The sequence below is a fragment of the Streptomyces sp. NBC_01210 genome (genome assembly GCF_036010325.1).
Lineage (GTDB): Bacteria > Actinomycetota > Actinomycetes > Streptomycetales > Streptomycetaceae > Streptomyces.
Genome location: NZ_CP108549.1, coordinates 644,994 through 658,771, shown reverse-complemented (window position 1 = coordinate 658,771; position 13,778 = coordinate 644,994). Strand labels below are relative to the sequence as shown.

Sequence of the window (13,778 nt, the reverse complement as noted above, 5' to 3'; positions counted from 1 at the left end):
ACCGACCGACTTTCGTTCTTTCAGGTGATCACGGCCTGTCACCGCATCCGATGGAGGCGCGGCTGACCACGATGCCAGCATGATCAACGGGATGTGCCATGTCGCGCTGAAGCGCCGCGCCTCAGTTCTGCTGCCCCTGGCGGCGGCCCTGCTCGCCGCACAGCCTGCGGCCGACGCTGCTGCTGACGCCACCGCTGTTGACGCCGGCGGGTACCCGTCCTCAGTGGCCGAGCGGCGCGTGTCGGTGTATCTGGACAGCATCCGTGACCGGCCGGAGGAGCTGGCTTCGTTCTTCCGTGCACTGCCCAAGGGCGGCGATCTGCACAGCCATCTGTCCGGTGCGGCATCGACCGAGCTGCTGATCGACCTGGCCGTGGCGGATGGTTTGTGTATCGAGAACGTCACTCAGCGGGCTCTGCCCCCGCCGTGTCCGGCAAACAGTCGGCCCGCCGCCGAGATGGGTACCGATGCGGGATTCCGGCAGCAGGTCCTGGGCGCCTGGTCGATGCAGGACTTCACGCCGGGCGAGGAGTCCGGGCACGACCATTTCTTCGCCACCTTCGGCAAGTTCGGCGAGGCGACCTGGCGGCATCCCGGGAAGCTGCTGGCCGAGGTCTCGAACACGGTGGCCAAGCAGAACCAGTTCTACCAAGAGCTGATGATCACTCCGAACAGTCAGGGCGTCAGGGAGCTCGCCGACCTGGTCGGCTACGACGCAAACCTGTCGCGGCTGCACGAGAAGCTGCTGGCCGACGGCGCCATGGAGCGGGTCGTGCGGCAGGCGCAGACCGAAGCCGATCAGGGCCTCGCGGAGTTCCGTGCCACCGCCCACTGCGACAGTGCGAAGCCGGATCCGGGCTGCGCGGTGCCGTTCCGGTTCATCTCCCAGGTCTCGCGGAACAGCGCTCCCGAGCGGGTTTTCACGCAGATGGTGCTGGCCATGGAACTGGCCGAACGCGACCCGCGGTTCGCCGCGGTGAACCTGGTGCAGCCGGAGGACGGGGCCGTATCGCTGCGGGACTACAGCCTGCACATGCGCATGCTCGGCCATCTGCACCGTGTCTATCCCCGGGCGCACATCACCCTGCACGCAGGTGAACTGGCGCCCGGTCTGGTCAAGCCCGAAGACCTGCGGTTCCATATCGCCGAGGCGGTGAACGTGGCCCATGCGGAGCGCATCGGCCACGGTGTCGACGTCCGGCACGAGGACAGGGCCGACGAACTGCTGCAGACGATGGCATCCCGTCGTGTCGCCGTGGAGGTCCCGCTCAGCAGCAACGACCAGATCCTCGGGGTCTCGGGTCCCGAACATCCCTTCCCGCTCTACCGGCAGCGCGGCGTCCCGGTCGTGCTGGCCACGGATGACGCGGGCGTCTCCCGGATCACCATCAGCGACGAGTACCTGCGCGCGGCCCACTCGTACGACCTGTCCTACAGGGAACTGAAGGACCTGGCGCGGGCCTCGCTCGACTATGCGTTCCTGCCGGGCCGCAGCCTGTGGCGCACCCCGGACGGCTACCGCCCCGTGCGCGAGTGCGTCGCGGATCGTCCCGGGCTGCGCGCACCGGGACCGCGCTGTGCGGCGTTCCTCGCGGCGAACGCGAAGGCAGCGGTGGAATGGCGGCAGGAGGCGGCGTTCAAGGCCTTCGAGCGCCGGATTCTCACGCCCGTCCGCAACTAAGTAATTCCGATCGACAACGCAGTTGGTCCGGCGACAGGTGCCGACGTCGGCGACGAGGGAGTGCGGGTTGGCGCCCGCGGCACTGCGGTCACTGTCGGGTGAGCCACTCGCTGTACCACGCGAGGGTGGCGTCCAGTGCCTCCGTGAGCGGTGTGTGGTGCACACCGAAGGTCCCCTCGAAGGCCGACGAGTCCACGATCTGGGGTTCGGTGTGCTGGTAGAACATCTCGGCGTACTCGGCCATGAACACCTCGTCGAAGGGGCCGAAGGGGCGGGCCTCTTCGAGGATCATGGCACTCAAGGGCCGCTCGACGCGCTCTTCGATCATGGCGTGGATCTGGCGGGTGGTGAGGGCGGGCGCGGTGGGCAGGTGCCAGACGCGGCCGTCGCCTTCCGGGCGTTCGCCCAGTGTGGCCAGGCCCGCGGCGACGTCATCGATGTACGTGTAGCTGTGCGGCAGATCGATGTCGCCCAGGCCCAGGATCTCGCCGCTGGTCAGCGCTCCGGGGAAGACGGCCCCGCCGAGGGTGGAGTTGACCACGCCGGGGCCCACGAAGTCGGCGGAGCGGCCCAGGACCGCACGGGCGCGGCCGGCGCGGTGGGCGGCGAGGTACTTCTCGTCGAGGTCGGCGCGCATACGGCCCTTGCGGGTCGTCGCCTTCCACGGAGTGTCCTCGGTCATCACCGCGCCGCCGGTCTCGCCGTACGGGTAGAGGGTGTCGAGCACGACCAGCCGCGCGCCGCCGGCTTCCACCGCGCCCAGGACGGCTTCCTGGATGCGGGGCATCACCTCGACCTGCAGGTGATAGCCGACATTGACGCAGTGGTAGACGACGGCGGCACCGGCGACGGCGGCGCTGGTTCCGTCGGCGGTGCTGACGTCGGCGTACCGCTCCACACCCGTGACTGCCGGTCCGTCGGCCTTGCGGTCGACGAGGCGAACCGCGTGACCGCGGCGCACCAGCTCCTGGGCGAGTGCGGTGCCCGCAGGCCCTGAGCCGAGTACTGCGTGGAGGTCGTATGCGGCAGCAGACATGGCGTCTTCCGTCTCTTCTGTAGGTTATGAACGCTTGCTCTAGTTAGAGACTGTAACTCTAATGATGGCCTCTAGCAAGTCGGTGTGTCGAGGCAGTCGGAAGGCTCGCGTCGTCACTGGAGAAACCGCCCGTGACCTACGGCGCCCCTGGCCTACGGCGCGCGGGAGCCTGAAGGGGCCGGTACCGGGGGAGGGCGTGCGCCGACGGGCGTGCAGGGGCAGGAGTGCGCGGAAATCGCGGAAAGGAGAGGCGGCGCGGCGTCCCGGTCCTGCCGCGCCGCGGCCTGTGGCGTACTGCCGGACGGCTACCGCCCGGCAGTGCGAGTGCGAGTGCGTCGCGGATCGTCCCGGGCTGCGCGAACCGGCCCCGACGGTGCGGGGTTTTGGTTGTGGTGAGGGCCCGTCGGGTGGTCGACGGGCCCTCATTTCCGGCCGGGGCGTCATAGCGCCACGTGAGGCACTCGGTGAACTTCTCGTGAGTGAACTGATCCTGGGGCTCTGCGTGCGCGCGGGCGACAGGATTCGCGGGCAGGGGTGGTGGCGGACTGCCGTTGAAGGCCGCGGCCGGCTCCGGCACCGGACAACCGGCGCTGCGGTCCTGGGAGTGCGGGCCGGACCGTCTCCCGACAGCCCGGGCCGGCGGTTGGGGCCGGCTGTTGGGACTATTCGGCGTCCGGGCCCTGCGCTCGCACCTGCTGAACGTGTTCGAGGGAGTCGCGCAGGTCGCTCAGCCACGTGTCCGCGTTGCGCTGCACCAGGCGGACGCACCAGGCGAGGGCTTCGCTGCGGCTTCGGGCCACGCCGCCGGCGATCAGGGTGTCGAGCGTCTGACGCTCGGGCTGGCGCAGTCGCGTCATCACCGGCGCGGACACCGTGGTGTACATGGCGCGCTTGCCGCCGCACTCCACGCCCCACGAGACCTTGCGCCCGAACCGGTGCTCGGCCTCGCGCGCGACCTTGATGCGTTCATCGCGGGTGCGTTCCCGGAACTCCGAGATGCGCCCGTCCAGGGAAGCCGCGCGTTCCACCTCGGATGCCTCCGCGGCGAGGTCGGGCTCCGGGATCCGGCCGATGACCGTGATCTCCTCACGGTCCACGGTGACGTCCAGGAGTTCGGCGAAGAGTCCTTCCGGCAGCCGCCCGGCGAACCAACCGCGCAGCGCCTGTTCCTGCTCGTTGGTAATCATGTAATTCAGATTACGCCGCTGCTTCCTTGAGGGAAGGGGGTCAGCCCACGGCGTAACGCAGTTACCGCCTCCGGCGTCCAGCGACGGCAGACCAGCAGCTCGCGCGTCGCCGGAGCCCGGCCTAGAGTTGCGTATATCAGAGCAGAACGGCAGATACCCCCTGCCTGCATCTCTGGGAGGGCAGGAGCGCGATGGAGCCGAGGGCCGTGGTCGCCACCCCGCCCGCCGGGTCCAACGAATACACCCCGTACTCATCGACCCAGGTTCCGCACATCGCGCGGGTGACGCTGTCGATGGTGACCGGAATCCCCGAGCACAGATTGCGGGTGATCGCCCCGGACGTCGGCGGAGGCTTCGGCTCCAAGCTCCAGGTGTACGGCGAGGAGGCAGCCGCCCTCGCCGTGGCCCAAGCGGCTCGGCCGGCCGGTGAAATGGACCGAATCCCGGTCGGAGGGCTACCAGGCCACCCCTCACGGCCGTGGCCAGATCCAGGACATCGAGATCGCGGCGACCCGGCGCTGCTCGCGGCTCAGATGCGGTGGCTGCACCGACTGGCGCACCGGGTGGTGTGGGCCAACCCGCTCAAGGCACGCCCGGGATACGCGCCGCTCGCGGCCGGTATGGCGGCGGCGCTGTCCAGCGTCGACGCGTTCGTCCAGGGGCACAGCCTGGGTGCGCCGGAGCGCCTGGCAGCAGTGGTGAGAGGTGCGTGCGATGCGTGAGATCCTCCCTGCGCTCAGCCGCTGGTACGAGGCCGGAACGCCCTTCGGGCTCGCCACCGTCGTCGCCGTCAGCCGCAGTGCGCCGCGCGGCCCCGGTGCGGCAATGGCGGTGGGGCCGGACGACGAAGTCGTGGGCAGCGTCTCCGGCGGCTGTGTGGAGGGGGCCGTTTTCGAACTTGCCAAGGAGGTCGTGGAGTCCGGTCAGGCACGGCTGCAGGCCTTCGGCTACAGCGACGAGGACGCGTTCGCCGTCGGGCTGACCTGTGGCGGTGAGATCACGCTCCTCGTACGCTCCGTGTCGGCCGCCGTCGACACCTCGTTCGGCGAGGTCGCAGCGTCCGTCGCTGAGCACCGCCCGGTGGTGGTCGCAACGGTGATCGACGGTCCTGTCCAGCGCGGCGCCACGCTCGCCGTGTGGCCCGAGTCGGTGTCCGGCTCGCTGGGATCGAGCGGCCTCGACGCGGCGGTCACCGCCGACGCGCGCGGAGAGCTGGCGCAAGGAGCGACGGGCCGGCGGCACTACGGCCCGCACGGCGAGCGGCGCGAGGACGACGTCACCGTGTTCCTGCAGTCCTTCGCGCCGCCACCGAGGATGCTGGTCTTCGGCGCGATCGACTTCGCCGCCGCGGTGGCCCGGATCGGCGCGTTCCTCGGCTACCGGGTCACGGTGTGCGACGCGCGCCCGGTCTTCGCCGACCCCCGCCGATTCCCGGACGGGGTGGAGGTGGTGGTCGACTGGCCGCACCGGTATCTGCGCGACACGGATGTCGACGGGCGGACCGTGATCTGTGTGCTCACCCACGACCCGAAGTTCGACGTTCCACTGCTCGAGGTCGCTCTTGACTCGCCGGCCTCCTACATCGGAGTGATGGGTAGCCGTCGCACGCACGAGGACCGACTGGCGCGGCTGCGGGAGAGGGGACTCGTCGAGACGGAGCTGGCGCGGCTGCGCTCGCCCATCGGCCTCGACCTCGGCGCCCGTACGCCCGCGGAAGTGGCCGTCTCGATCGCGGCGGAGATCGTTGCTCTGCGCTGGGGCGGCAGCGGCAGTCCGCTGGCGGAGACAGCCGGAGCTATCCACCGTCCGCGTCTGAGGCCGGTGTGAGGAGGAGACCATGGAACTGCAGAACTCGTTCACCGTCCCTGTCCCCGTCGACGCGGCGTGGCGGGTGCTCCTCGACATCGAGCGGGTCGCCCCGTGCATGCCTGGTGCCACCGTGGACAGCGTCGACGGCGAGACCGTCAACGGAGCCGTGAAGGTGAGGGTCGGCCCGATCACCGTGACCTACCGCGGCACTGCGACCTTCCAGGAGAAGGACGAGTCGGCACACCGGATCGTCCTTGCCGCTCAAGGCAAGGAAGTCCGGGGCCAGGGCACGGCACGGGCCACCGTGACCGGAACGCTGGCCGATCGTGACGGGGGGACGGCGGTCAGTGTCGTCACCGATCTGACGATCACCGGACGTCCCGCGCAGTTCGGCCGCGGAGTCATGGCCGAAGTCGGCGACAAGCTCATCGGTCGGTTCGCGGACTGCCTGTCGCAGCAGCTGGCCGGCGCGGAACCGGCTACCGACGCGCCCGCCGAGGCTGCCGCGGAGCCCAGCAGCAGAGAGCCCAGCGGCACGGAGCCTTCCGTGGTCGCGGGTGCCGGAACGCGCGAGGCGGAGCCGATCGATCTCCTGCGTACGGCGGGAATGCCGATCGCCAAGCGCGTCGCGGGAGCCCTCGTTGTTGCCGCTCTCGCCGCGCTGACGGTCATCCTCATCCGCAGAAAGCGATGACCGGCGCCGCCCTGCAGGCTGACACCGGGCCCCACGGAAATGGGTGGACACACAGCGCCCGGCGATGCCCTGGTGTGAGCCGGTCGGCGGATCAACAGCACCGGTATTGACGGGAGTTGGCCACCGGTTCCAGAATGACACGTCATTCCGTTGCAGGAAGGGACCCGGTCGTGGCGCAGGGCATGGCGGGCAAGCGGGAGGCGATACTGCGCGCGGCGGGCAAGGTGTTCGCCGAGCGTGGCTACCACGCGACCGGCATCTCCGACATCGCCCGGGAGCTCGGAGCTGGGCACGGCACCTTCTACCGGTACTTCAAGAACAAGGAGGACATCGCGCGCAGTGTGGTCTCGCGCGCGCTGGGCCAGGTCATGGATGCCCTCGCCGACGAGGACCCCGGCTCCTGCGAGTCGGTGGCGCAGTACCGCGAACAGGTCCGGCGCATCGGCCACAAGCTCTTCGACCTCGTGGTGGCGGAACCCGCACTGTGCCGCATTCTCTTCTACGACGCCATCGCGATCGACCGGGCCGAGCCGGATCTGGCGGGCAAGGCCATGGAAGCGGCGGCTCAGTACACGGCTGCCTTCATCCACAACGGGCAGGACCGCGGCTTCCTGCGGCGCGATCTCGACGCCCACGTGGTCGGCCTCGCGGTGAACGGAATGATCGTGACCGGGGCGGTTCGGCTGCTGCATGCACAGGATCCCGGCGCCATGCGTGATCCATGGATCCGCACGGTGGAGACGCTCATGTTCGACGGCCTCGGCTCCCGCTGAGCCGCAGGCCCGCAAGGACCGCTCATTTCTTCTGCCTTGAGAACGGAATGACGTGTCATTCCGGAAAGGGAGCGCGATGGTCCAGGTGGATGTCTTCTGGTCCTATGGGATAGGCGCGAGTTTCGCGACCGCCGCCGCCCATCAGCTCGGGGCCGGCAACGGCCGCGCGGGGCACGGCGGCCGGTGGTCCAACCCCTACCTGATGGGGACCGTCCTCTACTGCGCGGTGCTGTTCGCGCCCAGCGGCGCATGGCTCCTCTGGGGCTTTCCGGACTGGGAGACGATGCAGGTCGCAAGCGGCCACAGCTCGCTGCCGGCCTGGCTCGTCGCGCTGTTCGCCGCGACGAACGTGAGTCAGGGTGTGCTCGGCTTCTGGGTTGCGGAGCGGCTCATCGCCTCGGGCCGGGTGTACGCGGCTTTCCTGCAGGCGGGGGTCGGATACACCGGCGTGTTCTTCATCCTTGTCCACGGCTGGGACGGCCGTGGGTACCAGCGGTTCTTCTCCGCCGACCGGGAGACGTTCGCGGCGGCGTGGCCGGGGCAACCCGGAGCGGGAGAGGCCCTGTCGCGTGCGGGCGACTGGCTCACCTCGCCGGTCGCGCTGACGCTGTACGCCATGGGCGTCGTACTCGTCCCGGTCATGCTTGCGCTGATGGCCTTCTGGATCCGCTCCGGGCAGCGCGATACGGGCGCCGAAACAGTGACGGGCCGCTTCCGCATCCTCGGCGCCGTGCTGGGGGCGGTCTTCGGGGTGGCGCTCGGCACGGCTGTCGTTGCCTCGGTCCTGGTGCACGTGCTGGGCTGGTGGTTCGGCGTCCCGGTCGCGGTCCTTCTCGCGGCGCTCCTCGTCGTACGGCGGGGTGGTGCGGCCGATCGCGCCTTCGCGATGCTTGCGCTGCCGGACCGTCACGGCGGCCGGGGACAGAGGGTCCTCGCCACGGGGGACTGACCTGACCGTCATCGGCAGATCTGCACCGCGGCCGGTGTCGGGGTAGCGGCCCCTCGCCCAGGTCCGGCGCGCTGCCGGACCTGGGCCGCTCCCACGGGACCTCACCGGCTTCGTCCACCGGTGCCGAGCAGCGTCACCCCGCTCCGCAGTGGACCGTGGCCGCCGCCCAGTCCGCATGGTCGTGGGCGTTGCCGTCGCCGCCGTCGGTCACCCGCAGCCGGAGCTTCTGTGCGCCGGCCACATTGGTCTCGACGGCGACAGCCGCGTCCTCGTTGGTGAGCAGCCGGCTCGAGTGGACGCGCTCGCCATCGGCGTAGACCTCGAAGACGACGCTGCCGTACGGGTCCGCCTCGTCGTCGAGACCGGCCTTGGCGGTGAACGTCGAGCAGTTGCCGCCCAGGAAGACCTCCACGCTCGAGTCGGCGTGCACGCCCAAGCCGTGCTCGTACGTCGTACCGCCGATCGTGAGGGTCCGTCCGTCGCCGGGGGCTGATTCGCCGTTGCTGGTGTTGCGCTCGACCGGGCCCCAGCCGTTGTCGGCGGTGATGAAGTCCATCGTGGACACATGCACATCACCGCGCGGCGGGGGCGGGGTTCCGTCGACATCGACCGTTGCCCTGCTGTCCACCCGCGCCCCGCCGGTGGAGGAGGCGGAGACCTGGGCGGCGACGGGCCGCACGCCGTCCGGGGTCTCCCTGCCACGGGTGATCACGGCGGTCACGGTCGCCGACGTACCGGGGGCCAGATCGCCGATGGGGGAGGTGCCCGGGTCGGCGGTCCAGCCCGTCGGCGGGTCGAAGGTCGTGGCGACATCCTTCAGCGGTGTGTCGCAGCGGTTGGTTACGGTCAGCTTCGCCGGCGTCGACCGGCCCGTCGGCAAAGTGGCGTCATCGGCGGTGAGTTGCGCGTCCGGAGTGCAGACCACCGGTCCTCGCGGAGTCCCGGTACGGGCCTCCGCACCGGTCAGCGGGCGCAGTCGCAGTGTGTACGCGTACTCCTGGTCGGGCTGCACCTGGTACTGGGGCAGCACGGTGTGAAAGGTCTCGCTGACACCGCTGACGGCCTGGTTCAGGTGCAGCGTGTTGCCCTTCGGGTTCTTCCGCAGGGCGAACGGATAGGCGGCCCGGTCTATGCCGGTGTACGGAGTCACTCCCGCGGAGAAGTTCTGCGTCCCCGAGACCAGCAGGCCGCCTGTGCCGTCGGACAGGGAAGCCCAGCGGACGCCCTCGTGGTTGCCGTAGTCCTGCGGCTTGGTGTAGCCGGAGAACTGCCGGTCAACGTTGGTCGCGTACACACCGACGGGAGCGCCGTCCGTGCGGTCGTTGTAATTCTCCTGCGGCCCGCGCCCGTACCAGGTGAGGGTGTCGTAGCGGTCCGGAAGCGTCAGGGCCAGGCCGATGCGGGGAAGGTAGGGCACCGTTCGGGCTTTGCCCTGGGCCTCGACGCGGTGGTCGATGCGTATCTCTCCGGTGCCCGTGACCGTGTAGCGCAGGGTCTGTGTGAAGGAGGAGCCCTTGACGCCGGGGGCGGCGGCCGTGCTGGGGACGGTGACAGTGACCGCCCCGTCCCGTTCGGCGACCGTGACCTTCCCCGGCGCGGTCTTGAGCCGGTCCAGTCCGGCCTCGCGCCAGGGGCCCTCCTCCGAGCCGATCTCATTGCTGACCGGCGGCCGCCAGGCATCCAACTCAGGTCCCGTACCCAGCAGTTCGCGCCCTCCCGCCTTCATGGAGATCAGCTCGCCGCTTGTCCGGTCGAAGAGGTAGGAGAAGCCCTTCCCGGCGATCGTGATCCGGGTGCCGGTCTCGCTGGTCTTCACCTTGCCGGGCGCTTCGGCCTTCAGCACGCCGGCGAGCTGTCGACCGCCGATGTCGAACTGCTCGACGGCGACGCGGTGTCCGGCCTTCGCCCAGCCGGTGTCCTTGGCCTGCACCGCCTCCACGGTCAGCTGGCGGTCGGCGCCCTTCGGGTTGGCCGGCGGCTTCGGCAGCTGGATTCCCGCCCTCTCACCGGGCTTGAGGGAGAGGGCTCGGCCGCCGCGGGCGAGGGTCCTGTCTCCCTCGGTGATCTTCCACCGCAGCCGCAGATCGCCGGTGCCGGTGAAGGAGCGCTCGTTGAGCACGGTGATCTTGCCGACTCCGGCACCCGGGGCCGAGATGCGCACGGGTGCGTGGACGGCGGCCATGGCGCGAGCCTCGGGCTGAACGGTCCGGTCGGTGGAGACCACTCCGTCCACGCCGCCGGTGCCGGACCCGTACGAGTAGTAAGTCCCCTTCGTGGTAAGGGTGTCGAAGTCGAGCGCGAGGACCGCGTCGGTGGCGGGGTCGGTCTCCAGCTGCTGCGGGGTGAGCGCCGTGTGGTAGACGCGGACCTGGTCGACCGTGCCGTGCGTCATGCGGGTGGTGATGCCCTCCTGGCCGTTCTCGGGGTCACGGCCGATGTTCACTGGCTGGGCGGAGTACGCGATCGTGCCCTCCCAGCCGGTCGCGGCCACCTCCTTGCCGTCCATGAAGAGCTTGAGTGCGGCGCCGTCGAAGGTGGCCGAGATCCGGTGCCATTTCCCGTACCAGTCACCGGGGACCTTCGCCGCGGCCGCGTGCCAGGTGCCGCCGCCGTAGACGGAGAACTCCAGGGTGTCCTTGTCCTTCATCTTCAGCATGTAGCTGTGATTGCCCTTGGCGATCACGGTGAAGTCGCCGGTCCACTCGGCCGGCCGGACCCAGGAGTCAAGTGTGAGGCCGCCGGAGACCGCGTCGAGTTTCGGGTCCCGATAGACCTCCACAAAGTCGTCCAGGCCGGAGAGTGCGAGCGCCTTGCCGCGGTGCCCGGCGACATGGTCCGGCTTTCCGGTGATGTAGGAGAGAATGCCGTTCCCCGAGGAATCGGGGGTGGTGACCAGCGGCTGGGTGATGTTCTGCTCCGCCCAGTCCCAGATGTAGCCACCCTGCACCTGGGGGTATGTGCGGACCACGTCCCAGAATTCGCGGAAGTTGCCGAGCGAATTGCCCATGGCGTGGGCGTACTCGCCCATGATGATGGGCTTGGTGGTGGCCTTGGCCTTCTCCTCGAGGCCCGATGGTGACGGGTAGCGCGGCCCCCACACGTCGGCGAACGGGGCGTCGCCGTCGGGGGAGTTGGACTGGTGGTAGACCGGCCGGGACGGATCGTTCTTGTCGAGGAAGTCCGCCATCGCGTAGTGCGCCTTGCCGAGCCCTGCCTCGTTGCCGGTGTCCCACATCAGCACGCTGGGATGGTTCTTGTCCCGCTGGTACATCGCCGTGAAGCGGTCCATGAACGCTTTCTGCCACTCGGGCCGCTCGGCCAGGCAGTTGTCGGGGCAGGCGTCGTGGTGGTGGGTCTCGATGTCCACCTCGTCGTCGATCCACAGGCCCTGCGCGTCGGCCAGCTCGTACAGATACGGATCGGACGGATAGTGGGAGGTGCGTACCGAGTTGATGTTGAGCTGCTTCATCAGCGACACATCGGAGGCGGTGCGTTCGCGCGTCGCATGGCGGCCGGTTCTGGGGTCGGTCTCGGCTCGGTTGGTGCCCTTGATCAGGATCCGCTTGCCCTTGACGAGCAGCTGCTTGTCCTTGACCTCTGTCCTGCGGAAGCCGACCGGCTGGGCGGTGGTGTGCGTCACCTGGCCGTCAGCGCCCAGGAGTTGCACGACGAGGGTGTAGAGGTTGGGCGTCTCGTCGGTCCACTTCGCCGGAGCGACGACGTCGGCCCTGAGGGTGGCGGATGGCATGCTGCCGCCGGGATCAACCTGGCCCGACATCGTTGTTACCTTGCTTCCGTGCCGGTCGTAGAGCGTTCCGATGACCTTGTGCGCACCATCTGCCGCCGCGCCCTTGGCGGTCACATCGACCTTGGCGCTCAGCTGCGCGTCACGGTACTGGGCGTCCAGTTCGGTTTTGATGGTGACATCTCGTACGTAGGTGGCGGGTGTGGAGTACAGATCGACCGAGCGGAAGATGCCCGCGAAGCGCCACTGGTCGTAGTCCTCCAGGTGGGCTCCCGAACTCCAGCGGTGGACCTGGAGCGCGATGGTGTTCTTACCCGGGCGCAGATGCTCGCTGATGTCGAACTCGGCGGGTGTGTAGCCGCCTTGGTCGTATCCCGCGTACCCGCCGTTGACCCAGACCAGATAGCCGCTGGTGACACCCTCGAACCGCAGGAACGTCCGGCGCTTCTGCCAGCTGCCGGGCAGCTCGAAGTTACGGACGTACGCCCCGGTCGGGTTGACGTCGTGCGGGACCTTCGGCGGGTCGTCCGGATACATCTCGGTGGGGACGTTGCGGAAGACGGGGTGGTCGAGACCGTCCGTCTGCCAGGTGTGCGGGACCTCGACGCTCTTCCAGCCGCTCCCGGCGGTGTCGTACCCGGGTGAGAAGAAGCCCTTGGGGACATCCTCGGGACGCTTGGACATGTGCAGCTTCCAGGTTCCGTCGAGCGAGGCGGTCCACGGGCTGTCGGAGCCGCCTTCGAGCGCGCTCGCCGTGTTTGCGTACGGAGTCAACTCGGCGTGCGCCGACTCCTGTCCGATCCCGGTCACTTCCGGATCCTCGAGCAGTCGGTAGACGTCGGCGGGAGGGTCCGCGGCACCGGCTGCCGCGGCAGCCGCGGACGGCACGGGCGCGGCGAGCGCCCCGGCGAGGGCCAGCACGGCCAGTCCTCGGAACGTACGGCGGAGTCGGAGCATCAAGTGGACCATCCTCCTGGTGAGGTGTGAATCGCTCCTGAACCAACAGAACCGCACAGTAGCGAACGCGAACACGTGCGCCTAGAGGTGCTATGCGACAACTTCACGCCCAGGAGAGAGAGGCGAAATGACTGTGCCGACGCGTGGCGATGGTCGCCGACCGGCACCTGGCGGGGCGTGTAGCGTCGCTTCACTACTTCTGGTTCGGGGTGGGTGTTGGAGGGTTGCATGGCAACGTATGTGCTCATCCCCGGTGCTGACGGCCGTGCTTGGTACTGGCATCGCCTTGTGCCGGAGTTGCGTCGGCGGGGACACGACGTGGTGGCTGTCGACCTGCCTCGGGAAAGCTCCGCCGGGCTCGCCGAACACGCGGACGCTGTGGTGCGGGCGATCGGCGACCGAGCCGGCGTGGTGCTCGTGGCGCAGTCACTCGCCGGGTTCACCGCGCCTCTGGTCTGCGAACGGGTGGCGGTCGACCAGCTGATTCTCGTCAACGCCATGGTGCCGGCCTACGGCGAGACGGCAGGGCAGTGGTGGGAGAACACCGGCCAGGGCGCGGCGCGTTCGGCGTACGCGGTCGGGCAAGGACGCGGGCCGGCCCCCGAGTTCGATCTGCTGACCGACTTCTTCCACGACGTTCCGCAGGAAGTGACCGAGGAGGCGATGGCTCAGGGAGATTCCGAGCCGTCCGCGGCCCTGTTCACCCAGCCGTGGCCGCTGCGGGAGTGGCCGCATGTGCCGACACGGTTTGTGCAGGGCCGCGAGGACCGGTTCTTCCCGATCGAGTTCCAGCGCCGGATCGTCGGGGAACGGCTCGGCATCACCGTCGAGGACATGCCCGGGGGACACCTCAGCGCGCTCAGTCGGCCGGCGGAACTCGCCGACATGATCTGTCGCTCATGAACCGTCGGGCGCACAACGGTTGCCGCTCTGCTCGGGCGTGTCTC

Annotated in this window: 9 protein-coding genes and 2 pseudogenes; 8 read left to right on the top strand and 3 right to left on the bottom strand. The window is 69.3% G+C overall.

Annotation, left to right across the window (positions count from 1 at the left end; translation table 11 throughout):
- Positions 1-79: 79 nt before the first annotated feature.
- A complete protein-coding gene (locus OG735_RS02960) occupies positions 80-1,681 on the top strand; it encodes an adenosine deaminase family protein (protein ID WP_327321546.1) in 1,602 nt (533 codons plus the stop codon).
- An 88-nt stretch (positions 1,682-1,769) separates the two neighbouring features.
- Here the strand turns inward: OG735_RS02960 and OG735_RS02955 are convergent, their stop codons facing one another.
- The gene (locus OG735_RS02955; protein ID WP_327321545.1) at positions 1,770-2,717 is read right to left on the bottom strand and encodes an NAD-dependent epimerase/dehydratase family protein; all 948 of its coding nucleotides are present in this window, start codon (positions 2,715-2,717) and stop codon (positions 1,770-1,772) included.
- Positions 2,718-3,379: 662 nt separating this feature from the next.
- On the bottom strand, positions 3,380-3,904 hold the full coding sequence (locus OG735_RS02950; protein WP_327321544.1) for a hypothetical protein: 525 nt from the start codon (positions 3,902-3,904) through the stop codon (positions 3,380-3,382).
- A 185-nt stretch (positions 3,905-4,089) separates the two neighbouring features.
- Here OG735_RS02950 and OG735_RS02945 point away from each other — a divergent pair.
- From OG735_RS02945 to OG735_RS02920, 6 genes and pseudogenes are all read left to right on the top strand, one after another.
- Positions 4,090-4,420 (top strand): annotated as a pseudogene (locus tag OG735_RS02945) (molybdopterin cofactor-binding domain-containing protein); the annotation flags it as partial.
- Positions 4,405-4,626 (top strand): annotated as a pseudogene (locus tag OG735_RS02940) (VWA domain-containing protein); the annotation flags it as partial. The pseudogenes OG735_RS02945 and OG735_RS02940, both read left to right, overlap by 16 nt.
- Positions 4,619-5,731, top strand: coding sequence for an XdhC family protein (locus OG735_RS02935; protein ID WP_327321543.1), 1,113 nt, complete (start codon positions 4,619-4,621; stop codon positions 5,729-5,731). The pseudogene OG735_RS02940 and the gene OG735_RS02935, both read left to right, overlap by 8 nt.
- Before the next feature lie 10 nt (positions 5,732-5,741).
- Complete coding sequence (locus OG735_RS02930; protein WP_327321542.1) at positions 5,742-6,407, top strand: SRPBCC family protein; 666 nt, start codon at positions 5,742-5,744, stop codon at positions 6,405-6,407.
- Between the two features lie 170 nt (positions 6,408-6,577).
- Positions 6,578-7,180, top strand: a complete 603-nt coding sequence (locus OG735_RS02925; RefSeq protein ID WP_327321541.1) for a TetR/AcrR family transcriptional regulator — start codon at positions 6,578-6,580, stop codon at positions 7,178-7,180.
- Positions 7,181-7,256: 76 nt separating this feature from the next.
- The gene (locus tag OG735_RS02920; protein WP_327321540.1) at positions 7,257-8,129 is read left to right on the top strand and encodes a hypothetical protein; all 873 of its coding nucleotides are present in this window, start codon (positions 7,257-7,259) and stop codon (positions 8,127-8,129) included.
- 133 nt (positions 8,130-8,262) lie between these two features.
- On the opposite strand, the gene OG735_RS02915 is transcribed toward OG735_RS02920, so the two are convergent.
- The gene (locus OG735_RS02915; protein WP_327321539.1) at positions 8,263-12,831 is read right to left on the bottom strand and encodes a glycoside hydrolase family 2 TIM barrel-domain containing protein; all 4,569 of its coding nucleotides are present in this window, start codon (positions 12,829-12,831) and stop codon (positions 8,263-8,265) included.
- Between the two features lie 228 nt (positions 12,832-13,059).
- Between OG735_RS02915 and OG735_RS02910 the strand changes: the two genes are divergently transcribed.
- Complete coding sequence (locus OG735_RS02910; RefSeq protein ID WP_327321538.1) at positions 13,060-13,734, top strand: alpha/beta fold hydrolase; 675 nt, start codon at positions 13,060-13,062, stop codon at positions 13,732-13,734.
- Positions 13,735-13,778 lie beyond the last annotated feature (44 nt).